The 25,159-nt window shown below is 66.2% G+C and carries 22 protein-coding genes; 15 read left to right on the top strand and 7 right to left on the bottom strand.

Translation table 11 applies throughout. The features are described from left to right. The first annotated feature begins 8 nt into the window (after positions 1 to 8). From G4Z14_RS09535 to pheS, 5 genes are all read left to right on the top strand, one after another. Positions 9 to 1,517, top strand: coding sequence for a di-heme oxidoreductase family protein (locus G4Z14_RS09535; protein WP_164625078.1), 1,509 nt, complete (start codon positions 9 to 11; stop codon positions 1,515 to 1,517). After that, the gene (locus tag G4Z14_RS09530; protein WP_164625076.1) at positions 1,518 to 2,486 is read left to right on the top strand and encodes an imelysin family protein; all 969 of its coding nucleotides are present in this window, start codon (positions 1,518 to 1,520) and stop codon (positions 2,484 to 2,486) included. A 1-nt stretch (position 2,487) separates the two neighbouring features. Then, a complete protein-coding gene (locus tag G4Z14_RS09525) occupies positions 2,488 to 3,543 on the top strand; it encodes a DUF1513 domain-containing protein (protein ID WP_164625074.1) in 1,056 nt (351 codons plus the stop codon). 108 nt (positions 3,544 to 3,651) lie between these two features. Continuing rightward, a complete protein-coding gene (locus G4Z14_RS09520) occupies positions 3,652 to 4,143 on the top strand; it encodes a hypothetical protein (RefSeq protein WP_164625072.1) in 492 nt (163 codons plus the stop codon). Between the two features lie 70 nt (positions 4,144 to 4,213). Then, positions 4,214 to 5,296, top strand: coding sequence for a phenylalanine--tRNA ligase subunit alpha (gene pheS / locus G4Z14_RS09515; protein WP_164625070.1), 1,083 nt, complete (start codon positions 4,214 to 4,216; stop codon positions 5,294 to 5,296). Between the two features lie 46 nt (positions 5,297 to 5,342). On the opposite strand, the gene G4Z14_RS09510 is transcribed toward pheS, so the two are convergent. Next, complete coding sequence (locus tag G4Z14_RS09510) at positions 5,343 to 5,684, bottom strand: cupin domain-containing protein (RefSeq protein ID WP_164625068.1); 342 nt, start codon at positions 5,682 to 5,684, stop codon at positions 5,343 to 5,345. Between the two features lie 149 nt (positions 5,685 to 5,833). Between G4Z14_RS09510 and panB the strand changes: the two genes are divergently transcribed. Then, entirely contained in the window at positions 5,834 to 6,670 is an 837-nt protein-coding gene (gene panB, locus G4Z14_RS09505) for a 3-methyl-2-oxobutanoate hydroxymethyltransferase (RefSeq protein WP_164625066.1), read from the top strand. Further along, a complete protein-coding gene (gene panC / locus G4Z14_RS09500) occupies positions 6,667 to 7,506 on the top strand; it encodes a pantoate--beta-alanine ligase (RefSeq protein WP_164625064.1) in 840 nt (279 codons plus the stop codon). Before panB ends, panC begins: the two co-directional genes overlap by 4 nt. Positions 7,507 to 7,542: 36 nt before the next feature. On the opposite strand, the gene G4Z14_RS09495 is transcribed toward panC, so the two are convergent. Further along, entirely contained in the window at positions 7,543 to 9,006 is a 1,464-nt protein-coding gene (locus G4Z14_RS09495) for a hypothetical protein (RefSeq protein WP_164625062.1), read from the bottom strand. Positions 9,007 to 9,458: 452 nt separating this feature from the next. On the opposite strand from G4Z14_RS09495, the gene G4Z14_RS09490 reads away from it, so the two are divergent. The 7 genes from G4Z14_RS09490 to G4Z14_RS09460 all read left to right on the top strand — a co-directional run bounded on the left by G4Z14_RS09490 (position 9,459) and on the right by G4Z14_RS09460 (position 16,726). Beyond that, positions 9,459 to 10,532 carry a coiled-coil domain-containing protein gene (locus tag G4Z14_RS09490; protein WP_164625060.1) on the top strand — a complete coding sequence of 358 codons (1,074 nt, stop codon included), beginning with the start codon at positions 9,459 to 9,461 and terminating at the stop codon, positions 10,530 to 10,532. Positions 10,533 to 10,535: 3 nt separating this feature from the next. Further along, entirely contained in the window at positions 10,536 to 11,657 is a 1,122-nt protein-coding gene (locus G4Z14_RS09485) for a hypothetical protein (protein ID WP_227751630.1), read from the top strand. Positions 11,658 to 11,790: 133 nt separating this feature from the next. Then, positions 11,791 to 13,731, top strand: a complete 1,941-nt coding sequence (locus G4Z14_RS09480; protein WP_227751629.1) for an AAA family ATPase — start codon at positions 11,791 to 11,793, stop codon at positions 13,729 to 13,731. Between the two features lie 129 nt (positions 13,732 to 13,860). Next, complete coding sequence (locus tag G4Z14_RS09475) at positions 13,861 to 14,250, top strand: endonuclease domain-containing protein (protein WP_164625058.1); 390 nt, start codon at positions 13,861 to 13,863, stop codon at positions 14,248 to 14,250. A gap of 173 nt (positions 14,251 to 14,423) precedes the next feature. Beyond that, positions 14,424 to 15,782: a DUF6638 family protein gene (locus G4Z14_RS09470; protein ID WP_164625055.1), complete on the top strand. Its 1,359-nt coding sequence runs from the start codon at positions 14,424 to 14,426 to the stop codon at positions 15,780 to 15,782. Next, positions 15,779 to 16,060 (top strand): hypothetical protein, encoded by a 282-nt coding sequence (locus G4Z14_RS09465; protein WP_164625054.1) that lies wholly within the window; start codon positions 15,779 to 15,781, stop codon positions 16,058 to 16,060. Before G4Z14_RS09470 ends, G4Z14_RS09465 begins: the two co-directional genes overlap by 4 nt. A gap of 12 nt (positions 16,061 to 16,072) precedes the next feature. Further along, positions 16,073 to 16,726 carry a DUF1523 family protein gene (locus tag G4Z14_RS09460; RefSeq protein ID WP_164625052.1) on the top strand — a complete coding sequence of 218 codons (654 nt, stop codon included), beginning with the start codon at positions 16,073 to 16,075 and terminating at the stop codon, positions 16,724 to 16,726. Between the two features lie 41 nt (positions 16,727 to 16,767). Here G4Z14_RS09460 and pheT read toward each other — a convergent pair whose 3' ends face one another. Beyond that, on the bottom strand, positions 16,768 to 19,179 hold the full coding sequence (gene pheT / locus G4Z14_RS09455; protein WP_164625050.1) for a phenylalanine--tRNA ligase subunit beta: 2,412 nt from the start codon (positions 19,177 to 19,179) through the stop codon (positions 16,768 to 16,770). A 210-nt stretch (positions 19,180 to 19,389) separates the two neighbouring features. Here pheT and G4Z14_RS19095 point away from each other — a divergent pair, with 210 nt between their 5' ends. Continuing rightward, positions 19,390 to 19,521, top strand: coding sequence for a hypothetical protein (locus G4Z14_RS19095; RefSeq protein WP_265331853.1), 132 nt, complete (start codon positions 19,390 to 19,392; stop codon positions 19,519 to 19,521). A gap of 18 nt (positions 19,522 to 19,539) precedes the next feature. Here the strand turns inward: G4Z14_RS19095 and G4Z14_RS09450 are convergent, their stop codons facing one another. From G4Z14_RS09450 to argH, 4 genes are all read right to left on the bottom strand, one after another. Beyond that, positions 19,540 to 22,023, bottom strand: coding sequence for a TIGR02302 family protein (locus tag G4Z14_RS09450; RefSeq protein ID WP_164625048.1), 2,484 nt, complete (start codon positions 22,021 to 22,023; stop codon positions 19,540 to 19,542). A 13-nt stretch (positions 22,024 to 22,036) separates the two neighbouring features. Further along, positions 22,037 to 23,302 carry a diaminopimelate decarboxylase gene (gene lysA / locus G4Z14_RS09445; protein WP_164625046.1) on the bottom strand — a complete coding sequence of 422 codons (1,266 nt, stop codon included), beginning with the start codon at positions 23,300 to 23,302 and terminating at the stop codon, positions 22,037 to 22,039. An 89-nt stretch (positions 23,303 to 23,391) separates the two neighbouring features. Beyond that, complete coding sequence (locus G4Z14_RS09440; RefSeq protein ID WP_164625044.1) at positions 23,392 to 23,583, bottom strand: argininosuccinate lyase; 192 nt, start codon at positions 23,581 to 23,583, stop codon at positions 23,392 to 23,394. 153 nt (positions 23,584 to 23,736) lie between these two features. Then, positions 23,737 to 25,137: an argininosuccinate lyase gene (argH, locus tag G4Z14_RS09435; RefSeq protein WP_164625042.1), complete on the bottom strand. Its 1,401-nt coding sequence runs from the start codon at positions 25,135 to 25,137 to the stop codon at positions 23,737 to 23,739. Between the last annotated feature and the right edge of the window lie 22 nt (positions 25,138 to 25,159).

Here is a 25,159-nt window from a genome sequence, read left to right as displayed (position 1 = left end):
TCTGACCCATGCTGCGCCCATTTCTGATTCTTCCCCTGCTGGCCGCCCCGGCCTTTGCCCAGACGCTGGATGACCGGCATCTGCCCGTCCTGCCCCGCACCGCAGAGGAGGTGGCGAAAGTCGCCGCCATCCTCGCCCCACCGACCGACTTCACCACATTGGAAAAGTTCGAGGCCAAGCCTGCGGGCGCGGCCACGGTGCGGGTTCGCGACAATGCCGACGCCTTCAGCCAGTTCTCGGCCAATATGCCGTTTGAAGACGAGATGAACTTCAAGCTGGGCAACGCGCTGTTCCGCAAGACCTGGGTTGCCTCGCCGTCCTCGACCGCCGCCTCTGACGGGCTGGGGCCGATCTACAACGCCCGCGCCTGTCAGGATTGCCACCTGAAGGACGGTCGCGGCCACACGCCTGAAGGGCCGCAGGATGGCCGGGTCTCGATGTTCCTGCGCCTGTCGGTGCCGGGCGGCACCAGCCCCGACGGCATCGAGGAGTGGCTGGCCACGCAGGCCGAACCGACTTATGGCGGCCAGTTGCAAGACCTTGCCGCCCCCGGCCATGCTGCCGAGGCGAAGATGGAGGTCAGCTACACCGAAACCACGGTGGCGCTTGCGGATGGCGAGGTGATCTCGTTGCGGATCCCCGCCTATGCGGTTAGCAACCCCGGCTATGGCCCGCTTGCCGCCGATGTCATGCTCTCGCCGCGCGTCGCGCCGCAGATGATCGGGCTGGGGCTGCTGGAGGCCATTCCCGCCGTCGACATCCTTGCCCATGAAGACCCCGACGACCGCGATGGCGACGGCATTTCCGGCCGCGCCCAGATCGTGCCTTCGGTGGAATTCGGCGTGCCGATGCTGGGCCGCTTTGGCCTGAAGGGCGGGGCTCCGACGGTCAAGGAGCAGTCGGCGGGCGCCTTTGCCGGCGACATGGGGCTTTCGACACCCCTGCATCTCGATCCTTGGGGCGATTGCCAGCCCGCTCAGGAAACTTGCCGCTCCGCGCCGCATGGGCAAGAACCGGGCGTCCGCGACGGGCTGGAGGTCGATGCCGCCAGCCTTGACCTCGTGACCTTCTATGCCCGCAATCTGGGCGTGCCCGAGCGCCGCACCCCCGACGCCCCGCAGGTCCTGCGCGGCAAGGAAGTGTTCCACGGCCTGAACTGCCAGGGCTGTCATACCCCGAAACATGTGACCAACCGGCTTGAGGGCCAGCCCGAACAGTCCTTCCAGCTGATCTGGCCCTATACCGATCTTCTGCTGCATGATCTGGGGCCGGGGCTTGCCGACAACCGCCCCGAAGGCCGCGCCACCGGCACGGAATGGAAAACCCCGCCGCTTTGGGGTCTTGGTCTGACCGCCACCGTCTCCGGCCATACCGAGTTCCTGCACGACGGCCGCGCCCGCAGCCTGCTGGAGGCGATCCTTTGGCATGGAGGCGAGGCGCAGCCGGCCCGCGATGGCGTGGCGAGCCTGCCCAAAGCTGATAGAGAGGCGCTGATCGCCTTTCTGGAGAGCCTTTGAATGCGCATCCTGACCCTCGGCCTCGCCTTGCTGGCGACCCCGGCCTGCGCCGATTTTCCCGAAACCGTGCAGGACCATATCCTGCCCGGCTATCAGGCCTTGGCAGACGCCACCGCAGCGCTGGCGTCGCAGGCGCAAGCGACCTGCGAGGCATCCGCGCTGCAACCCGGCTATCACGCCGCCTATGACGCCTGGATGGCGGTGCAGCACCTGCGCTTTGGTCCGGTGGAAACCGACGGCCGGGTTTTGGCGATCCTTTACTGGCCTGACCCCAAGGCACTGGGAACAAAGGCGCAAAAGGCGCTGCTGACCGGCGACGCGACCAAGCTTGAACCCGCCGCCTTTGCCGAACAATCCGTTGCCGCGCGGGGCCTCTTGTCGCTGGAGCGGCTGCTGTACCCGGCCGAGGCCTTGCCCGCCGATCCCTGCCTGCTGATCCGCGCCACTACCGCCGATCTGGCGGCCACGGCCGCGGCAGTTCTGGCCGATTGGCAGGGCGGCTTTGCCGAAACCCTGCGGACGGCGGGCGAGGCGGGGAATGCGGCCTACCTGAGCCGCCCCGAGGCCCGGCAGGTGCTGTTCACCCAGCTGGCAACCGGGCTGGAATTTCTCGACGACCAGCGCCTTGGCCGCCCGCTTGGCGATTTCGACACCCCGCACCCCGACCGCGCTGAAGCCCGCGCCTCGGCCCGCTCGGCCCGCAACGTGCTCTTGTCGCTGCAAGCCATGCGGCAGATGGTCGAGACCCTGACCCCGGACGCGCCCAAGACCATGGAGGCCTTCGATCACGCCATCCATCTGGCCGAAACGCTTGATGACCCGGATTTTTCGGGTGTCGCCGCGCCGCCCGAGCGGCTGAAGGTGGAAATCCTGCAACAGGCGGTCGCCCATATCCGCGAAGTGATCCTGACGGAACTCGCGCCTGAACTTGATGTCGGCATTGGCTTCAACGCCGCGGATGGGGATTGATATGGCAACCCGCCGCGGCTTTCTTGCCGGTCTCGCCGCGCTGGCCCTGCCATGCCCCAGCTGGGCGGATGTCGGTGCGCCTGCTTTCCTTGCCGCCGCCAAGGCCGGCGAGGACTACCTGCTGCATGGGTTGAACGAAACCGGCGACAGCCTGTTCTCGCTGTCCTTGCCCGCGCGCGGTCATGCGGCGGCGGCGCATCCCTCGCGGCCGCTTGCGGTCGCCTTCGCGCGTCGCCCCGGCACCTATGCCGTGGTGATCGATTGCCGGACCGGCACGGAAACCGCCCGCCTGACCCCGCCTGAGGGCCGCCAGTTCAACGGCCACGGCGTGTTTTCCGCCGACGGCGCCACACTTTACACCTCCGAGGTGATCGCCGACGGCTCCGAAGGCCGCATCGGGCTGTGGGAAACTTCCAGCTTCCGCCGCATCGGGGAATGGGCGTCCGGCGGCATTGGTCCGCATGACATGAAGCGGCTCGGCGACCGGCTGGTCGTCGCCAATGGCGGCATTGCGACCGATCCGAAGGACCGCTCCAAGCTGAACATCGACAGCATGCGCCCGAACCTGTCGCTGATCGGTCCGGATGGCGGGCTGGTCGAACAGGCAGAACTTGAAACCGGGCTGCACCAGAACTCCATCCGTCATCTGGCGCTTGACCCGGCGGGCGAGGTGGCTTTTGCGATGCAGTGGGAGGGCGACGCGGCCAATCCAGTGCCGCTGCTTGGTCTGTGGACGCCCGGTGCGCCGCCCGTCCTTTGCCCAGCCCCCGAGGCCGAGGCCTTGCGGATGAAGGGCTATGCCGGCTCGATCGCCTGGAGCGGCGACGAAATCGCCCTCACTTCGCCCAAGGGCGGGGTGGCGATGATCTTTGCCAGCACGGGCGCGCATCTGGCAACGGTCGAGCGCCCCGACATCTGCGGTGTCGCGGTGCTGGCCGGCGGCGGCTTTCTGGCCAGCGACGGGGCAGGGGGGCTTTCCGGCCTGTCGTCCAAGGGGCTGGTAAGGCTGAGCCAGCAGGCGCTGTCCTGGGACAATCATCTGGTCGCGCTGGGCTGACACCCGGCGCCTGACCCGGCAATTGTTGCCAAAATTCCTACAATCCACCGCAATTGTGCCGCGATTGGGGACAACGACTGGGCTTCAGGAAACGCATGAGGCCCAGACATGAGCAAGATCGCAAAGACCGGCGTTGTGGCCCTTCCCGATGGGCTGAAAGCCTGGATGCAGGGCCAAGGCCCCAAGGTCTGGCATGCATTTGCCCGCGGGGTGGAATTCGACGCGCCCGACGCCACGATCGACCTGCTGCTGGCCGCGCACTGGATCGCCCGCCAACCTGACATGGACCGCGCCACCGGCCTTTTGCTGCTGGCGCGGGCGCTGCAGGCGGGACTGCATTTCCACGCCCCCGTGGCGATGGACGATGCCGCCGCCCGCGCCTTCTGCCTGGACCTGCATCAGCGGTTGTCGCTTTGCGCTGCCCCCGCCCGCCTGCCTGTCATGCCTGACGAACAGGCGCTGATCGAGGCTCTGTCGGACGGCAGGGCGCCGCTTCCGCTGCCGCCGACCGCGCTGAAATCCGGCATCGCGCCCTGCGCCGTCACCTTCCGCGGCAACCGGCCCCACATGATCGCCACCGCCCTGCGCCGCACGGCCTGAAAGCTCGGGCATCCCCTTGCATCGGCGGGGCCTTCCCGCTAGCACCGTGGCCACTTGATGGAGACGTGCCATGGACGGGCTTGACGATCTGAAGGCCAAATATCTGACCGCAGTTGCGGGCGTGACCGACGAGGGTGCGCTGGAGGGCCTGCGCGTTGCCGCCCTTGGCAAGAAGGGCGAAGTGTCGGCCCTGATGGCGGGCCTTGGCAAGATGGAGCCTGACCAACGCAAGGCCGCCGGGGCCATGCTGAACGTCCTGAAAGACGAGATCGACGCCGCGCTGCGCGCCAAGAAGGCCGGGCTGGCCGATGCCGCGCTGGATGCCCGCCTGCGCGAGGAGTGGCTGGATGTCACCCTGCCCGGCCGCCCGCGCCCGCGCGGCACCATCCACCCGGTGTCGCAGGTGATGGAGGAACTGACCGCGATCTTCGCCGACATGGGCTTTGCCGTCGCCGAAGGCCCGCAGGTGGAATCGGACTGGTACAATTTCGACGCGCTGAACATCCCGCCGGAACACCCCGCCCGGCAGGAGCATGACACCTTCTTCATGCATCGCGCCGAGGGCGACGACCGCCCGCCGCATGTGCTGCGCACCCATACCTCGCCGGTGCAGATCCGCGCCATGACCGAACAGGGCGCCCCGATCCGCGTCATTGCGCCGGGCCGGGTCTACCGCATGGACATGGACCAGACCCACACGCCGATGTTCCATCAGGTCGAGGGTCTGGCGATCGACCGCGACATTTCCATGGCCAACCTGAAATGGACGCTGGAAGAATTCTGCCGCGCCTTCTTCGAGGTGGACAAGGTGGAACTGCGCTTCCGCGCCAGCCATTTCCCCTTCACCGAACCCTCGGCCGAAGTCGACATCCGCTATTCCAACGTCGGCGGCCAGTTGCGCATCGGCGAGGGTGACAAGTGGATGGAGATTCTGGGCTCGGGCATGGTGCATCCCAAGGTTCTGGCGGCGGCAGGGGTCAACCCGGATGAATGGCAGGGCTTTGCCTTCGGCATGGGCATCGACCGCATCGCCATGCTGAAATACGGCATCCCCGACCTGCGCGCCTTCTTTGAAAGCGACCTGCGCTGGCTGCGTCATTACGGGTTCTCGGCGCTCGACATGCCCGATCTTGCGGGCGGCCTTTCGGCCTGACTGCCGCGCGCCCCGCGCCTCCCGTCCCCTTGCCGGGGGGGCGGGTCTATTCCACGATCACATAATCCTTCAGCGTGGTCTCGACACAGTCCCAAGTGCCTTCGAAACCCGGCCGGATGATGAAGCTGTCGCCGGCCCGCAGATGGGTTGCGGTGCCGTGCTGGTCGGTCAGGATCGAATGGCCCTGATGGATGTAGACATATTCCCATTCGGCATAGCTGATGCGCCACTTGCCGGGCGTCGATTGCCAGAGGCCGCAGTATAGCCCGTCCTTGTCCTCTCGGCTCCAGGTGCTGTGCACCGGATCGCCCGCCAGCACCTTGGCCGGATCGGGGCGCGAAACTTCCGGGGTGATCCCGTCGCGGGTGACTTGCTCGACGAGCGTCATGGGGCCTCCTTGACCGTTGTGCCAAGAAGGGCGGGTTCGGGGCGGCAGGTCAAGGGCCGGCTCTCGCCGCAATGCAGCGTAATTTTCTTGCGAATGCGGCGGGGCTGTGCCCATATGGCGGGCAGAATCTCCATGGCCCGGAGCAGATGATGAGTGCCACCTCCCCCCTTCGCCCCGTTCTGCCGCCCGATATCCGGGCCCGCAAAGGCACGGCGCCGCTGGTCGTGCTGACCGCCTACACTACGCCGATGGCGCGGCTGGTGGACCCGCATTGCGACATTGCGCTGGTCGGGGATTCGGTCGGCATGGTGCTGCATGGCATGGCCTCGACGCTGGGCGTGACCATGGAGATGATGGTGCTGCACGGCCGGTCAGTGGTCAAAGGCTGCGGCAAGGCCATGGTGGTGATCGACATGCCCTTTGCCAGCTATGAGGAAAGCCCGGCGCAGGCCTATCGCAATGCCGCCCGGCTGATGGCCGAAACCGGGGCACCGGCGGTCAAGCTGGAAGGCGGGGCGCATATGGCGGAAACCATCGCCTTCTTGACCCGGCGCGGCGTGCCGGTGATGGCCCATATCGGCCTGACGCCGCAGGCCGTGAACACGCTTGGCGGCTACAAGGTGGTGGGCCGCGAGGACGAGGCCGACCGCGTGATGCAGGATGCCCTTGCCGTGCAGGAGGCCGGCGCCTTTGCCGTGGTGCTGGAGAAGGTGCCGATGGGCCTTGCCGGCCGCATCACCGAGCGGCTGGAGATTCCCACCATCGGCATCGGCGCCGGGGCCGCCTGCGACGGGCAGGTTCTGGTGATCGATGACATGCTGGGCCTCTTCACCGAGTTCCGCCCGAGATTCGTCAAGCGCTATGCCGAGCTTGGCAAGGCCGCTGACGAGGCCATCGCCGCCTATGCCGCCGATGTCCGCGCTCGCGCCTTCCCTGCCGAAGAACATGGCTTCCCCGATGTCCTGCCCGCGAAAGGCCAGAAATGACTCAAATCATCCGGACCGTGGCCGAGCTGCGCCCCCTCGTGCGTGGCTGGAAGGCGGCGGGCGAAGTGGTCGGCGTGGTCCCCACCATGGGCGCGCTGCATGACGGGCATCTGTCGCTGGCCCGCGCCGCCAGACGCGAATGCGGGCGTGTCATCACCACGATCTTCGTGAACCCCAAGCAGTTCAACAATCCCGACGATCTAAAGAAATACCCCCGCACCGAAGAGGCCGATGTGGCCTTGCTGTCCAGCGTGGGGGTGGATGTGGTGTTCATCCCGCAGCCCGACGAGGTCTACCCCGACGGTTTCATCACCACAGTGTCGGTCGGCGGTGTGTCCGAGCCGCTGGAGGGCCGGATGCGGCCGGGGCATTTCGACGGGGTGGCGACGGTCGTGTCCAAGCTGTTCGGCATGACCATGGCCGACCGGGGCTATTTCGGCCAGAAGGACTGGCAGCAGTTGCAGGTCGTCCTGCGGCTGGTGCGCGATCTGAACATCCCGATCACGATTGTCGGCTGCGAAACCATCCGCGAGGCCGACGGGCTGGCCATGTCGTCGCGCAACGTGCGGCTGACGGCGCAGGGGCGTTCGGTTGCGAACGTGCTTTACAGCGCGATCTCGGCTGCGGCAGAGGATATCCGCGCCGGGCAATCCGACCGCATGGCGATCCGCGAGGCGGCGGAAAAGATGCGCTCGGCCGGGTTCGAGCGGGTGGAGTATATCGAGTTGCGCGATGCCGAAACGCTGATGCCGTCGGACGACCCGCGCAAACCGCGCCGGATGCTGGCGGCGGTCTGGCTGGATGGCGTGCGGCTGATCGACAACATCCCGGTCTGATCCCGCCTCGGCCAAAGCCTGCGACCGGAAGCGCTGTCAATCCTGCGGCAGATCCACCTCGACCGGGGCATAGGCCAGATCTTCCAGCGCGGCGGTGGCCTCGGCCTTGCAGCTTCCGGCGGCCTGAATGTCGCGGATCAGGTCCTGCATGTTGCCCGCCTCATAGGGCAGCCCCGTGCAGTCGCCAAAGCCCATCCCTTCCGCCTCGCAGACCGCCATGAGCAGCCGCAACTGACGGACCAGCGGGCATTGCACCACGCTTTGCCAGCGCTCCTTGTCCACCGGCAGCGCTCCGGCCATCATCGCGCGCAGCATCACCGCCAGCTTGGGTGACGCCAGTTCCGTCAGGCGCCGGCTCTGATGGTTGGAATACACTACGGCGTTGATGAAATACGGCTCCGCCTCGGCCATCGCCGCGATTTCATCGTTCGCCGCCTCGCGGCCAAAGATCGTCATGCCGACCGAGGTCCAGGCCCGCGGCTCATAGGGCAAAAGCCGCAAGGCCCCGATCTGGCGCCGCCAAAGCTCGTCCATGTCGGCCTTGGTTCCGTTCACCTGCCGGTCTTCGGCAGCGATGTTGAGAAACCGCGCCACCACGTCCCAACTGCCCGGATTGGCCTCGGCCCTGCCCCTTGCCATCTCGACCTCGCGGGCAAGGGCGGCGGGAAATTCCGGCGGGCGAGTGTCGCCGGCCAGAATGGCGGTCTGCCCGGCGTCCTGATCGTAAAGCCGCGCTTCGGCAAGGCTCAGCTCCCGATCCTGCTTGACCTTGTCCAGATAGGCCAGCCGGTCGCTGGGGCTGTCGCCCGGCACGGTGCCGTTGTGTTCGTTCCAACCGGCAAGGGCCGGGTTGTCCGAATGCCGGATCTTTTCGGCCAGCGCCTCGGCCTCGGCGCCGCGCAGATAGCCGGCCTTCACCTGCCCGTCGACAAGGCAGACCTCGGCATCATAGCCCGGCCAATCGGTTACGAGGGGCGCATAGGCCCGGCACAACCCCTGCATCTGCCGCTCGCTGCCGCCCCAGTTCGGGGCCAGACCCTGACCGGCCAGCGTCAGGGTCCAGCGGTTCGGCCTGAGCGCCATGATCCGCGCGACCTCCGGCTCGATCAGGGCTTGCTGCCCGGTGGTGAAAGACATCGCGATCACCCCGTCCGAGGCCGGCAGGAACGCCGGGTCCGCCGCCAGCGCCGCCTGCATCAGCGCCAGTCCCGCGGTATGTCGTTCCTGCAGCGCCGCCATCGCCGGCGGCGAGGTTTCCCGCGCGGTCCCGCCGCCCCGCAGCGCCCCACCTTCGGACTCGAGCGCCCAGCCCCGGGCGGTCATCGCCAGCGGCGAGGCCGGGCTTTGCCGCAGCCAGTCCTCGGTGAAGGCGATGGTTTTCGGGTGACGCTCGCCAAACATCGCATAGATGCTGCGGATCCGCGCTTGGGCGTCCTTGCCCGTGGTCGAAAGCCCGGTCAGCGCCGCCTCGACCCCGGCGACATCGCCCGCGTGGATCATGGTCCGCAGGCGCACGGGGGTCAGCTCAGGCGCCGGCTCTTGCGGGGGTGCCGCAGCCGGGGCGGGTGCAGCCGATGCTGTTTCCGGTGGCGGCGCGCCCGGCGGAGCAATCACCGCCGCCGCGACAAGCACGAACAAGGTGCCCGTCGCGGCACCCGCCAAAAATCTGCTCATATGCCTTGTCCCAAAATATCATGAACTGCCTTCCGGCCATCTTCCGCGCAATAGCGGCGGAAATTTGGCTGCAAAGCGGACCGGCCCGCGCTGCCCCCGGTCAAAATACCGCAGCCCGCCGCCGCCGGCTGACAAGCCCGTTGCGGGGGGGCCTGACTTCGGCAAGGATAAGGCATAGACCCAAGGCGCCACGCACCGAAAATATCTTCGCCGGCAGGGATGCAATGATGTGAATCTTCATTACATAATCAGGCGGACCAGTTCAAAGGGAGGGCCAGATGGCCGATTTCGACGCGCAGATTCAGGAAAGCCAAAAGCAGGTAAGCGCCGCGCAGGCCAAGATCTCCGAAATCACCGCCCGGATCGAAGCAAGCCGCGCCAAGCTTGAGGCGGGCGGGACGGCGATCGACATCGAGAACGCCACGCTGGAAGACGTGCACAAGCACACCGACCTGATGAACGCCAATATCGCGGAACTCATCATGGGGCTGGACGACGTGACGGCGGGCTTTTCCAAGGACTTCGACGAGATGCGGTCGAAAACCGGGATGGAGAGCTTCATCGGCTTCTTTTCCGCCGCCAAATCGGAATCGATGCGGCAGGAACGGCTGCGCACCGCCTCGATTGACGACAAGCTGCAAGACCTGATCGCCAAGTCGGATGTCATCGTGAAGTTGTTGCAGGGCCAGCTTGACCTCTTGAACAGCCAGAAATCTCGCGTCGAGGTGAACCTTGGCGACACGCTGACCCAGCGCGAAACCACGGTGGCGGCGCTGGAAACCGTGCGGGCCGAGATTGCCGCAATGGATCCCAAGATCATCGAGCTGGAAAACAAGATCGCGGTCGAACAGGACGCTGCCGCCCGCACCAAGCTGGAAACCGATCTGGCGGCGCTGAACGCGAAATACAACGCGCTGGTGCAGGACGAACAGGTGCATCTGGCCAAAAGCCAGACCCTTGAACGCTATATCGAAAAGGGCAAGACTTGGGTGGACAGCCTGACCAATCAGGCGGCGACGCAGCTGGTGCTGATCAACAAGCTGCAAACCGACACCAAGCAGCGCGTGGTGCTTTATGATGCCCTGACCTCAAGCTTGAAAACCGCCCAGCAGCAGGACGTCGCCCACCGCATCAACGAAATCGGCGTGAAAACCGACCAGGAGGCGCAGGCCGCCATGGCCGCGATCGGGGCTGCCACCAATGACAAGATGGCCGACATGCTGGAGGCCCACGAGGGCCACATGGTCTTCGCCCGCCAGATCCTTGAGCAAAAGGCCAAGGCCGACGAACGCTTTGCCCGCCGCTTTGCCGCCATTGTCGAGAAACACGACAAGAACGCCTACGGGGGCTAAGCCTTGGCCGAGATCAAGGAGGCTCTGGTCTCCGACCATACCGAGCTTTACGACACCGCCATCGCGCGGCGCTACTTCGCCAAGTTCGACCGGATCACCGGGCATCTCGGCCGGGTGGCCGGAGAGGTCGAGGCTGAGGGCAGGCTGACGCGCACCGAGGCGCGCGTGCTGGGCCGCTATCTGGCCGGCCTCAATGCCAGCTTTGCGGCGTTGAGCCACAAATACCTGATGACGGGCCGCACCGACACCGCCCCGCGCCTTACCTTTGACCGGCACGAGTCGGGCTTTCCGGTGGCGCAGGAGCTGATGACCATGGCACTGGATGCCGCGCAGGTCGGCAAGCACCTGTCGGGCATGGCCTCGGAAGCCGAGCTGAAAGACCGCATGGTGCGCCAGATCGTCCGCGACCTGACGGTGCCGACCGAGTTGCAATTCGCCCTTTCGCAGCGGCTTTACTACGAGGCGCTGGCGGCGGGCGGCCTCTTCTGGGCGCGCAACGACCCCGAGGCGCAGTTCATCGCCGAGGCCGCAGACCGGCGGCAGTTCCTGATCCACTGGGCAGTCTGGGACACCCAGACCAACCTGCCGGTGGTCTATCTTTTCGACGTGCAGGACTCGGGGAAGAAGCCGCTGCCGAATGACGACCGCCGCTGGCCGCTGGTGCAACAGGGCCTGATGGCGCAATCGGTGGGCGGGCTGAAACTTCTGACCATGGCACAGGGCTTTGACAAGGATTTCGCGGCGATCCACCCCAAACGCCTGCGCCGCCTGACGCTTGGCCCGATGCACAGCCAGGACTTCACCCTGCAATCGGGGCCGATTTCCGACGTGTTGAAAGCCGCCAGCGCGCCGGACGGGCAGGATTGGGCGCTGGTGTGGACGGTCGAGGATATCGTCTCGGACCGCGAGGAGGAGGTGAAGGATGGCTGGTTCTCCACCGCCAACCGCCAGATTTGGAAGCTGGACCCGGTCCACGGCATCGACACCGGCACCACCTCGACCGAACGCATGGTGATCCTGCCCGAGCCGGTGTTTCAGGCCCTGGTCGAAGTCGACGCCCCCGGTCTGCGCCCCTATCGGAAATTCGTCGTCGGGGCGGCAGGACAGATCATTCCGGCGGTATGACGGCGGCCGCCCCGGGGGCCAGCCCCCGGACCCCCGGGATATTTGCACCAGTATGAAAGACAGTCGGCCTTTCATACTGGTGCAAATATCCCCGCCGGAGGCGAAGGCCGGGCAGAGGCACAGGTGTTGGAGGATGGTGATGGTCACGCGCGATACGATGGAGTTGAGGGAAGACGCGATCCGGGCGCAGTACGCCGCCGCGCTGGGTCTGCTTTCGGGCTTTGACCACGCCCCGCGACTGGCAAAGGCGAGCGCGCCGGCGGCGGAGGCGGAGCGGTCGCCCGGCATCGGCGCGCGGCCGCGCTTTCGCTCCACCGTGCCGGGCATGGCGGCGCGATCGACCGCGCGGCCGGGCGGCGTGCGGCTTTATGAGCGGATCGAAGGCTTCGGCGACGGGCTGATTTCGCCGCTGCAAGCCTCAGCGCTGAGCGCACTGCGGCGCAGCGTGGCAATTGCGCTGGCGCTGGGGGAGGCGGTTTCGGCACAATCGGGGCTGGCCGAGTTGAAGAAGGCCAATCTTGAGGGCCGTCTTCCTGAAGCAAAGCGCGCCGAGTTCACCGACCTTCTGGCCGGCGAGGCGCTGGCGGTGCTGTACACCTTCGCCAACAGCGCGGCCTTCCTGCTCGCCCCGCATCTCGGCGCCACCACTGTTGAAATCGGCGAGGTGGAGGAGGTCTTGACTGATAACGCACCCCTGGCCCTGCAAGGCGCCTTGTGGGAGCTGGATCAGGACATTGCCACCTTCGCCAGCGACGAGCCGCGCCTTGTGGCCACCCTCGCCGCCTTCGCCGAGGCGCTGATGCAGAAGGTCGCGCTGCGGGCGCAGACCGCGGGCGGCACGGCGGCTTTCACCGGATCGAGCTGGAAGGTCGAGGCGGACGGGCTGGCGATTTCCGGCTTCAAGCCGGCCCGGGCGGCCAAGGGCGGCGCGCTCGCCATGCAGTTCAAAAAGCCGCAGGAGGTGGTGGGCAACCACATCGCGAAATACCAGTCGATGCGGCTGGCGAAGATGCTGATGGCCTATGATTTCGAGCGTCGTTTGAACCCGTTTGCCGAGCTTGGCGGCTTCATCTTCACCTTCATGGGCGATGGCAAGCCCGGCACCGGCAAGACCACGCTCATCCAGATGATGGCAGGACTTCTCAACGATTACTGCAAGGTGGCGGGTTATCCGTTCCGCTACCAGAACTTCTCCATCGACCAGATCGACAGCTATCAGGGCAAGTCGGGGCAGAACGCCAAGGCCTTCGTCGACAATGTGCTTGACCCCGCGGTGATCGGGTTCGGCACGATTGACGACATTGACCAAGTGGCCGGCAAGCGCGGGGATCGGCAGTCCTCGGCCGGTCAGCAGGAAGTGACGGCGGTGTTCATGGGGGCCTTTGCCGGGGCCAATACGGTGGTGCGCGGCAATTGCACTTTCGGGATGTTCTCGAACTTTCCCGAGAACGTGGACGACGCGCTGCGCCAGCGGGCTGGGGCGCGGTTTCTGGTGGACGGGCCGCAGAGCCGTGAGGATTACATCGACATTCTCAGCCTCTTGCTGGGGAAAAACCATCAGATCCCTTTGGGCGCGCATGACCTGTTCGCCGCGCAAGAGATCAAACGCGCCGTCGCCGCCAGTTTCGAGGGCCATTCGCGCCCGCATGAGGCGGGTCTGGTGAAGGTCTGGGACAAGGTGGCGGTGGACATCGGCCCTCTGGACACGATTGCCAAGCTCGGGGCTTACCTGAAGGCCATCCAGCAGGCGGATGAGCGGTTCACCGGCCGGGCGGTCAAGAACATCACCGATGCCGTGAAGGTGCGGGCGATGGATTTCGAACTGCCCGATGAGTGGATGGAGAACCCCGATCTGTTCCTGTTCAAGGGCTATGACGAGAAGCTGGCGATGATCCGGGGCCTGATGACGCCGATTACGGTCGAGATGGTGGTGCAGGAGATCAACCGCTATGCGGACAGCGAATTCCGCTATGCCGACAAGTCGGATGAGGTGGCGATCGAGGGGATGGTGCGGGAGTTTGGGCGGCAGGAAGAGGCCAAGCGGCGGTATCTGGAGGGGAAGGCCAATGGCTGACCCTTTCCCCCCACTCCATCCCTCCCCACAAGGGGGAGGGGGCCACCTTGGGCAAAGATCCCGCCCTATGTCGTCCGTCACCTCCCCTCCCCCTTGTGGGGAGGGGCCGGGGGTGGGGGGCGCCGCGCCATGACGGATATCGCGCCCGACACCCGCGCCAAGGCCCGCCGGTTGCGGTCAGAGATGACGCCGCAGGAACGCCGGGTTTGGGCGCAACTGCGCGACTTCAATCATCGTCTGGGCCTGAATTTCCGCAGGCAGGCGCCGGTGGGGCGGTTCATTGCCGACTTTGCCGATTTCGGCCGCCAATTGGTGATCGAGGTGGATGGCGGGCAGCATGGCGGGGCCGATGATGCCGCGCGCGATGCGTGGTTTCAGACGCAAGGCTTCACCATCTTGCGGTTCTGGAACGCCGACGTGGACGGCAATCTGGACGGGGTGATGCAGGTGGTGCTTGATGCTTTGGAAGCTTGCCCCCCGCCCCCGCAAGGGGGACGGAGAGATGTTGAAGGGATGTGAGGAATGACTGGATCTGGTTTGCAGACTGGCCGGCTTTCCCCCCACCCCCGGCCCCTCCCCACAAGGGGGAGGGGAGGTGCCAAGCGGCACATGGCACGCCCTGTTTCCAAGGCGGCCCCCTCCCCCTTGTGGGGAGGGAGGGGGTGGGGGGTGCTTGCCCAAGGAGCCACGCCATGAACCGCCTCATCGCCGCCGGCCTGATGTTCGGCAATCTCATCGAAATCTCCTCGCCGGCGCTGGTCGAGCGCTATAACCGCGCGCTGAAGCACCTGACCGGCAAGACCACGAAGCTCACCGATTTCCACATCGACATTTCCGGCTACTCTCCGGAAATCGGGGATGAGCTGGGCGATCCGATCTACCTTAACCCCAACGGGGCGAACCGGCAGTTCATCCTGCTGACCACCAGCCAGAAGACCGCGCCGCTTCTGAACATGAAGTTCTCCACCTCTCGCGGCATTCTCATGCAGTTCATCGAGGCCAATGAAGCGCAGCTTTTTGCCCTGACGGCGCGGGATGCGGTGTGCGGGGAGTTGCAGGGTTCGGTTTATGAGGTCTCCGCGCCGGCGCGGCTTCTGGAGATGAAACAGGTGACGGTCGAGGCCGACACCATCGGTGGCCATGTGGCGGATGCCGAAAGGCTGGCGGGGCAGATCAACCGTTTCCGGCAGGAGCCGGATGGCTGGCGTGACGACGTGCTGATTGCCGAGATGATTGCGCTGGCAAGAAAGACCGGTGATGTGACCCGAGTGCCGATCAGCCTGCCCGCCATGACCTTCCAGCAGCCGAATTTCTGGACCAGCCATTTCGGCGGCATCTATGTGTTTCAGGACGTGGCCTTTCCCGGCGTGATCGCCTCGCTGCCACGCGAGAGCCTTGGCGCTATGCCGATCAGCCCGGTCATGGATATGACCCGCCGCAACCAGATCGCCGAATGGCTGGATCGCAACGGGCTGGTGGAACCCATCGTGCAGGCGCGGGGGCTGGATGCGGCGGCGGTCCTGCGGCAGAAGATGGATTTCATTCTGGTCGAAGCGGCCGAGGCGCTGGGGCTGGAGATCGGCGATGCTCGGCGGACTGAACTCCGCAAGATCGCCTACCGCTTGGGCGATGCGCTGCCCGACGAATTCCTCGGCCTGGCCAGCCTCTTGCGCTGGGTTGAAGGTCAGGGGCCATGGCCACGCATCACCAGCGAACACGCCTGCTATTTCTACACCCTGCGCGCCGCCCCCGGCAAAGACCGCGATCTGGTGAACATGCTTCTCAGCGAACTTGCCCCGATGGACGTGCGGCAGATGTTCATCACCCACAAGGAACTGTTCTACGCCCATTACGCCCGCTGGTCCGAGCGCAAGCGGCAATGGGTGGCGGGCTTTCTGGAACGCGAGTACAAGGTGGATGCGCAGGGCGCGCGCGCGGCGCTGTTCGGGCCGGAGCCGTCGATGGACGCCCGCGACCGCCCCGCGCCGCGGCCCGCGCGCGATGTGGGGCCGGTGGTCGGGCCTTGGGGCGCAAGCGGGGGACGGCGATGATCGCATTGTTTCGGGCGGGGATTCTGGCCTTTGTCATCCTGACGGTGGTCTATCTGCTGGTCTCGATCTATTCCCGCTCGATGCGGCGGGAAAAGCTTGAAAAGGAATGGGACACCGATCCGGCGCGCGAGGGGGCTGCGAAGGACGAGCGCGCCACCTATATCGAGTCCGGGATGCAGGCCTATCGCCACAGCCTGCGGCGACGGTTGATCCTTCTGGTCTATATCATTCCGATGGTGGTCTTTCTGGCCACCGTCTACGTCATCAACGCACAGTAAGGGATTTTCGCGATGTGGACCAAGGTGAAATGGGCGTTCAGGATCATCGCGGCGCTCTTCGTGCTGGGCTTCCTGCATTACACGCTGCCGCAGCATGACATCGTGCGGATCACCAACACCTACAACCGGCTGACCTCGGTCGGCCCCGAGAACTCCTGGGCCTATTCGGTGCCCGACATCGGCACGGCGGAAAGCACGACAACGCGCGACATCCGTTTCATAGACGCCTCCTATGCCGATGGCGGTGTGATCGTCTACCGCAACGAGGATACCGGCTGGATCTGGCCGCCCTATTTCAAATACGACAGCTCCAACCTGCAAGCCGAGGCGGGCAACCTGAAATCCACCGCCGAGGCGCCGAAATGGGTGGTGGTGACCCATTACGGCTGGCGCTTCCCGTTCCTGTCGATCTACCCGAACGCGGTTTCGATGCGCGAGGCGACCGGGCCGGATGAGCGGATCATCCCCTGGGTGCCGGTCGTCGTCATCGCCTTCCTGATTTTCCTCGTGGTGATGATCCGCCGGATGTGGGCGCAGTTCTGGGAACGCTCGGTCGAGCCGGTCGCGGCGGAAATGGGCGAGACCTGGGACGGGGTCGAGGCCAAGGCCAGCGGCGTGATTGGCCGGATCAGGGCCTGGCTCGCAAGCTGGCGCGCGAAGAAGTAAGCGCGCGCCGGCCTGCCGTGACAGGCCGGCGACGAGAGGCTTTAGCCGCGCAGCGTGCCGCCGGTGGCCTTGGTGACCTTTTCGATCACCTTCTTCGACACCGCCTCGATGTCGGCCTCGGTCAGGGTCTTGTCGGTCGGTTGCAACCGCACCGTCAGCGCGATCGACTTCTTGCCGGCGCCCATCTGCGCCTCGGCCTTGTCGCCGGTGAACTGGTCAAAGACCCGGACGCTTTCGATCAGCGCCTTGTCGGTGCCCTGCGCGGCATTGACGGCGGTCAGCACCTCAACTCCCTTGTCGACGACAAAGGCGAAATCGCGGTCCACGGCCTGCAGGTCGGAAATCGCCAGCGCCGGGCGGGTCGGAGTTTTCACCTTGGGCTGCGGCACGGCGGCGACCAGCACGGTAAAGGCCATGGCCGGGCCCTTGACGCCCATTTCGGCCAGCACCTTGGGGTGAACCTCGCCGAAGCTCGCCATGACATTCGGCCCAAGCCCGATGGCGCCCGACCGGCCCGGATGGAACCAGCCGGCCACCTTGCGGCTGATCTGCACCTTGGCCGGCGCCCCGAGCGCGGCCAGAACCGCCTCGACATCGGCCTTCACGTCGAACACGTCGACCGGGCGGCGCGAGCCATGCGGGTCGCGCGCCGCCGAAGCGCCGACCAGAAGCCCGGTGGCCTGCAGGTGCTGCTCCCCCGGCTCGCCGCCGTGGAAGGCCGGGCCGATCTCGGCCAGCGCCAGATCCATGAAGCCGCGCGCCTGATTGCGGGCAGCGGCGCGCAGCAGGCCCGGCAGAAGATCGGGGCGCAGGTGGGTCATTTCCGATGAAATCGGGTTCTCCACCCGCACGGCATCGCTGCCGCCGCCAAAGAGCGCCGCCGCCGCCTCGTCAATGAAGCTGTAGGTCACGCATTCGTTGTAGCCCAGCGCGGCAATCGTCCGCCGCGCCGCGCGCTCGCGGATCTGCAACGGCGTCAGGATCGGGCGCGGCACGCCCGGCACCATGCGGCGCAGCGGCTTGCCCACGAGCTTGGTCAGGCTGGCGACACGGGCGACCTCTTCGACCAGATCGGCATCGCCCAGCACATCGGGGCGCCACGACGGCGGCACCGCCTGATTGCCGTTCAGCTTGAAGCCCAGCGCAGTCAGCGTCTGGCGCTGCTCGGCCTCGGGAATTTCCATGCCGACAAGGCTGCTGACCCGCGCCGGGTTCAGCTTGTAGACGCGCGTCGTGTCCGGCGCCGCGCCGTCCACCGCCAGATCCGAGGCCTCGCCGCCACAAAGATCAAGGATCATCCGCGTCGCAAGGTCCAGCCCCGGCAGGGTGAAGGCTGGGTCCACGCCGCGCTCAAAACGATAGCGGGCGTCCGAGTTGATCTTCAGCGCCCGGCCGGTGGTGGCAATGGTGATCGGGTCCCAGAAGGCGCTTTCAAGGAAGACCTCGGTGGTCTTGTCGGTGCAGCCGGAATGCTCGCCGCCCATGATGCCGGCAAGGCTTTCCACCCCGTCGGCGTCGGAAATCGCCATCATGCCGGCACGCAGCGCATAGGTCTTGCCGTCCAGCGCAAGGAACTCTTCGCCGCCCTGCGCCGGGTGGATGCGCAGCACGCCGCCCTGCACCTTGGCAACGTCGAAGACGTGCAAGGGCCGGTTCAGGCCGAAGGTGAAATAGTTGGTGATGTCGACCAGCACCGAGATAGGGCGCAGGCCGATGGCCTTGAGCCGGGCCTGCAGCCAGTCGGGCGAGGGGCCGTTCGTCACGCCGCGAATGGTGCGGCCGGCGAAATGCGGGCAGCCCTTGGCCTTCAGGCTCTCGTCGATCGCCACCGTTACCGGGCTGGCAAAGCCGCCTGCAATCGCCGGCACCTCCAGCGGCTTCAGCTTGCCCAAGCCCCGCGCCGCCAGATCGCGGGCAATGCCGCGCACGCCCAGCGCATCCGGGCGGTTCGGGGTGATCTTCACCTCGATCACCGGGTCGCAGACCGCCGGACGGTTCTCCGCCAGCCAGTCGGTGAACTTTTGCCCGACCTCGCCCGTGGGCAGCTCGATGATGCCGTTATGCTCGTCCGACAGCTCCAGCTCGCGCTCCGAGGCCATCATGCCATGGCTTTCGACGCCGCGGATCTTGCCGACGCCAAGGGTCACGTCGATGCCCGGCACATAATCGCCCGGCTTGCACAGCACGACCGTGATCCCCGCCCGCGCATTGGGTGCGCCGCAGACGATCTGCTTTTCGCCCTCATTAGTCAGCACCTTGCACACCCGCAGCCGGTCGGCGTCGGGGTGCTGCGTGGCCTCCAGCACCTTGGCAAGGGTAAAGGGCGCCAGCTTGGCCACCGGGTTCACCACCTCCTCGACCTCAAGCCCGAGATCGGTCAGCGCATAGAGGATGTCCTCCAGCGACGCCGTGGTCTCAAGGTGGTCTTTCAGCCAGGACAGGGTGAATTTCATCGCATTGGCCCTTCGGGTCGGTCGTGGTCAGCTTTGCTAGGCGGATTAGCGCATCGCCGGGGAAAGGGAAAGCATCAAGGGGCCAAGGTCGATGCGGTCACGCCATCAGGGCGCGGGAAAGCGGTGGGGTTTCCTGGGCAGGAACAGTTTGTCGCGCAATTCCCGCCGGGATTGCCTCAATTGGGAAGGCGAAAGGGTATAGAAGAAGCCATGGACGCCATGCTCGACATCCCGAAGGACCGCAAACGCCAGTCGGCGCCGAGGCTTTGCCTCATCATGGGCTTGACGGCACTGCTGTTCATCCTTGCCGCGAACCAATTGGGCGCCGCGCAGGCCCTGTAGATCCTGCCCGGCGGGTTTTCAGAACAGATCCAGCAAGCGTTTCAGATAGTCGCGTTCGCCTTCCGGGCGGGCCAGATCGCCCGAGCGGCGGCGGATTTCCTCCAGCAGTTCCTCGGCCCGGCGATAGACCTCCTTGTCGGACAGCAGGTTGTCATCCGAGCCGATCCGCAGGCTTTCGCCGGTCTGGCGTCCCAGCGGATCGCGGCCCTCGGGGTCGTCCTGTCGGGCTTCGGCTCCGGCCTGACGCTGCCCCTCCTGGCGGTTCTCCTGCGCCAGAGCTTCGCCGAAGTCACGGATGCCGTCGCGCAGCGCCTCCAGCGCTTCGGCCTGCCGATCGAGCGCGCCGGGCAGATCCTCGTCGCGCAGGGCGTCCTCGGCCTCGCGCATGGCGCGGCGGGCGTTGTCCAGCGATTGCCGCCCGGCCTCGCCCCTGTCGCCCCCCTTGCCGGGCAGGTTGCCCTGCCGCTCCAGCCGTTCCAGCTCGCGCCGCAGCGCCTCTTGCCGCTCGGCAAGGCTTTGCTTCTCGCCGCCGGGTTGCTCGCCCTGCTGGCCATCTCCTTCGGCCTCGCCCTGCCGCCCGCGCTGCATGTCGCGGAAGGCGTCGTCCGACAGGCCCTGCTGGCCGCGCAGGGTTTCGCCGAGATCGCGCATGGCCTGCTGGCCGGGGCTGCCGCGGCCCTTGCCGCCCTGACCGTCGCCCTGCACCATGCGCATGTTTTCCATCATTTCCTGGATCTGCGCCAGAAGTTCGGCCGCCTCGGCGGTCTTGCCCTCTTCCATCAGCTTTTGCAGCCGGTCGAGCATTTCCTGCAGCTGGTCTTCCGACATGGTGGCGCCGCCGTCGGCCGACTGCTCTTCGGGGGTGCGCTCTTCCATGGTCTCGGCGAGCATGTCCATGTAGTCATCCATGGCCTGCCGCATCTCATCCATAAGCTCTTGAATTTCCTCGGGCGAGGCCCCACGCTTGATCGCCTCGGCCAGCCGGTCCTGCGCGCGCTTCAGCCGTTCCCTGGCGTCGTTCAGGTCGCCCTCCTCCATCAGGAGGGCAATCTGCCACAGCTCTTCGGCCACCTCATCCCGCAAGGCGGGGGTAAGCGAGGCGGCGTCCGCCTCCAGCCGTTTCATCGCCACGCGCAGCCGCAGAAAGGCCTTCCGATTGGTGAAAAAGCCCTCGGGCTTGTGGGTGAGGGCGCGCAGGATCTGCACGACGCGGGGGGCGTTGGCGCGGGTCCACAGCAGATCGCGCCGCAGTTCGATCAGCGCCGCCGCCGCCGGATCGAAAAAGCGCTTGCCGGGCAGCACGGCTGTGGTGGGGGCTGAATTCCCTTGTTGTCCCGCCGCATCGACGGCCGCAAAGGTCAGCGTCACCGGCATGTTGGCCAGAACCGATTGCGACAGGTCGTCAACCAGTGTGACGGCAAACTCCTCGCGCTTGCCCTTGCGCGGCATCGGCAGGTCCAGCACCACCGGGGCCAGGTCCTCGGGCTCCAGCGCCAGACCGAAGCGTCGGTCAACCTGCGCCAGATCAAGCGCAATCGTGACCGTGGCCTTGGTGATGCCGTAGTCGTCGCTGCCCTTGACCTTCTGCTTGAAGCGCCCGCCCTTGTCGCGGGAGATCGGGCCATCGGCGGCGATGGTGGGCGCGCGGTCGGGGGTGACGCTGACCGCCCATTCGCGCCCGCCGGCCCCGTCGATGGCCAGCTTGCCGCTTTGGGTGATGGTGAAATCCTGCGCCGCGTCCGAGGCCGGGGGAACCTCGGTCCGGCCCGAAACGGTTTCCGACAGGATCAGGCTGCCCGGCTCGCCGTAAAGCCGGAGCTGCAACTTGGTCCCGACCGGCAGGGTCAGGGATTCGGCGGTCTGATCGTTGAGGTAAAGCGTCGGCTTGGCCGTATAGGTGGGCGGCTTCAGCCAGCCCTCCCAGGTCGGGCCATCCGCCGCGATGTCGCTGGCCCCACCCGGGGCCAGCGCAGCCATGGAGCCCAGCCGCCAGATCGAGCCGAAGATCAGCGCCATCACCAGCGCTGTCAGCGCAATATAGCGCAGCGCAAAGGGATCGCGCGCGGCAAGTTTCAGGTTCGGTTCCACCGGCCTTGCCGCCTTTGCCCGTTCCGCCATGCGCGCCAGATGCGCGGCCCAGACCGCCCGAGAGGCAGGGTCGGTGGCGCCGATCGCCTGCGTGTCGCGCAGCGCGGCAAGCGGCTGGCCTGGCAACCGGCTGTCAAGCCGCACCAGCGCCTCGGTCCGCGTGGGTCTGTGGAAGCGGCTCAGGCCATGGGTCAAGGCCGCCGCAAGTCCGACCGCCGCGGCCACCGCGCCGGCCCAAAGCGCCTCAAGCGGCAGATGGTCCTGCAGCCCGAAGCTCAGCGCGGCGAGCAGCGAAATGGCCAGCGTCCAGAGCGGCCAGAAGGCGCGAACGGCACGTTCAGCCCAAAGCCCCGCCCAGGTCAACCGCAGCGGGGTTTCGATCCGTTTCAGCGTGGCTTTCGCGTGGTCGTCCATCCGCCTCGCCAGGTCAGAGCCATGCGGGAATGTTATCGCGACCGAGGATTTCGTCAAAGCTTGGTCGCGCCCGGATGACGGCGAAGTGATCGTCCTGCACCAGAATTTCCGGAATCAGCGGCCGGGTGTTGTATTCCGAGGCCATGACCGCACCATAGGCGCCGGCCGAGCGGAAGGCCACCAGATCGCCTTCGGCCAGAAGCGGCAGGCCGCGCCCCTTGGCAAAGGTGTCGCCAGTTTCGCAGACCGGGCCGACCACGTCATAGGCGGCAGAGGGGTTGCCCGCCGGGGCTTCGATCACCGGCACGATGTCATGATGCGCGCCATACATCGAGGGCCGGACCAGATCGTTCATCGCGGCGTCAAGGATCAGGAAATCCCGGCCCTCGCCGTTCTTCACATAGACCACACCGGCCACCAGCAGACCCGAATTGCCGGAAATCAGCCGCCCCGGCTCGATCTCGATCTCGCAGCCAAGATGCCCGACAGTCCGCTTGATCATCGCGCCATAGTCGGTCGGCAGCGGCGGGGCCTCGTTCGAGCGGGTATAGGGGATGCCCAGACCGCCACCAAGGTCGAGCCGCTCGATGGAATGGCCTTGGGCGCGCAGGGTTTCGGTCAGGGCGGCGACCTTGGTGAAAGCCTCCTCGAACGGCTCCAGCTCGGTCAGCTGGCTGCCGATATGCACGTCGATGCCGACGGCGCGCAGGCCCGGCAGCCGGGCGATTTCGGCGTAAACCTCGGGGGCGCGGGCAATCGGGATGCCGAACTTGTTCTCGGACTTGCCAGTGGCGATCTTTTCGTGGGTCTTGGCGTCGACATCGGGGTTCACCCGCACTGTCACCGGGGCGGTGACGCCCATCGACGAAGCCACCTCGGATAGCGCCCGCATCTCCGGCTCGCTTTCAAGGTTGAACTGGCGAATGCCGCCTTCCAGCGCCAGCCGCATTTCCTCGCGCGTCTTGCCAACGCCGGAAAACACGATGCGGTCGCCCGGTACGCCCGCTGCCTTGGCGCGGCGGTATTCGCCGCCCGAAACCACGTCCATCCCGGCACCAAGGTCGCCCAACAGCTTCAGCACCGCAAGGTTCGACAGCGACTTGATGGCAAAGCAGACCTGATGCGGCAGGGGTGACAGCGCCTCGGTGAACAGGCGATAGTGGCGGGTCAGCGTGGCGGCGGAATAGACGTAGAACGGCGTTCCGACTGCCGCCGCAATGTCGGGGATTGCCACGCCTTCGGCATGCAACACCCCTGATTTGTAGATGAAATGATCCATTGCCGCGCGGCCCTGCGTTACCTGTCCGTCGGGTATAGCAGAAGCCGCGCGGGTCGCAATCAACTGCGCCGGCCTTGGCGGCGCGCGGCTCAGCAGCGGGCGGGGCTGCCCGAAGTGACCGGCGGGCCGGCCACGACGCCGGCCTTGACGCAGCCCGAAAGGGTGATGCCGGTGGCGGGCGTATCCATGCGCGTCGGGGCCACGGGTGCGCCATCGGCACCACAGGCGGCGAGCGGGGCGATCAGCGCAAGGGCGAGGGCGGGTTTCAGCAAGAGGTTCATGACAAATCTTTCCTGTTCAGCGTCTTGCGGGGACAAGCGCCCCTTCTGACACCCTATGCGAAGCGCAAAGCCCCTTTGGCGGCAAGCCCCAAGACCGCTGCCAAGGCCCGGCTAAACGAAAGGCAGATGCGCCAGCGGCAGGCAAATCCTGCCCTACGCCAAAGCCGCCTTCCAGCGCGCCACCTGCTCGGCCACGCGGACCGGCGAGGTTCCGCCATAGGACATCCGCGAATTCACCGAGTTGTCGACGCCCAACACCTCAAAGACCTCTGCCGTGATCCCGGCATGGACCGATTGCATCTGCTCAAGCATCAGGTCGGGCAGGTCGATGCCGGCCTTTTCCGCCATGGCGACCAGCGTGCCCGTCACATGGTGGGCATCGCGGAACGGCAGGCCCAGACGGCGCACCAGCCAGTCGGCCAGATCGGTGGCGGTGGAGAACCCCGAGGCCGCCGCCGCCCGCAGCGTGTCGCGGTTCGCCGTCATGTCGGAAACCATGCCGGTCATTGCTGCAAGACCCAGCATCAGCGTGTCGGCGGCGTCGAAGGTCTGTTCCTTGTCTTCCTGCATGTCCTTGGAATAGGTCAGCGCAAGGCCCTTCATGATGGTGAACAAGGCCACCGTCGCGCCTAGAATCCGCCCCAGCTTGGCGCGCAGAAGCTCCGCCGCGTCGGGGTTCTTCTTCTGCGGCATGATCGAGGAACCGGTGGTCCATTTGTCCGACAGCCGGACGAACCGGAACTGCGCCGAGGACCAGATCACCAGCTCTTCGGCAAATCGGCTGAGGTGCATGGCGCAGATGCTGCTGGCGGCAAGAAACTCCAGCGCGAAATCGCGGTCGGAGACAGAATCGAGGCTGTTCGCCGTGGGCCGGTCGAACCCCAGCGCGCGGGCCGTGGCAAAGCGGTCAATCGGGAAAGATGTGCCGGCCAAAGCCGCCGCGCCCAGAGGGCATTCGTTCATCCGGCGGCGGGCATCCTCAAAACGGCTGCGGTCGCGGGCGAACATTTCGACATAGGCCAGCATGTGGTGGCCCCATGTCACCGGCTGCGCGGTTTGCAGATGGGTGAAGCCGGGCATCACCCAGTCCACCCCCGCCTCGGCCTGTGCCAGAAACGCCTGCATCAGCGCGGTGAGGCCCGCGATGGCGGCATCGCACTGGTCGCGCACCCAGAGCCGGAAATCGACTGCCACCTGATCGTTGCGCGACCGCCCGGTGTGCAGCCGCTTGCCCGCATCGCCGATGATCTCGGTCAGGCGGGATTCGACGTTGAGGTGAATGTCCTCCAGCGCGGCCGAAAAGGTGAACTTCCCGCCCTCGATCTCTGACAAGACCGTGAGCAGCCCTTCCCCGATCGCCTTGGCATCGTTATCGCTAAGGATGCCTTGCGCGGCCAGCATGGTGGCATGGGCGCGCGATCCGGCGATGTCCTGCGCATAAAGCCGCTGGTCAAAACCGATCGAGGCGTTGATCGCCGTCATGATGGCATCGGGGCCCGAGGCGAAACGGCCGCCCCACATGGCGTTGGCGGCGGCATCTTTGGATTGGGTCATGGTCTGGCCTTTGGGGGATGGA

The organism is Tabrizicola oligotrophica (genome assembly GCF_011008935.1).
Lineage (GTDB): Bacteria > Pseudomonadota > Alphaproteobacteria > Rhodobacterales > Rhodobacteraceae > Tabrizicola_A > Tabrizicola_A oligotrophica.
The sequence above is the reverse complement of the archived record's forward strand: the minus strand, read 5'-3'. Positions and strand labels throughout refer to the sequence as shown.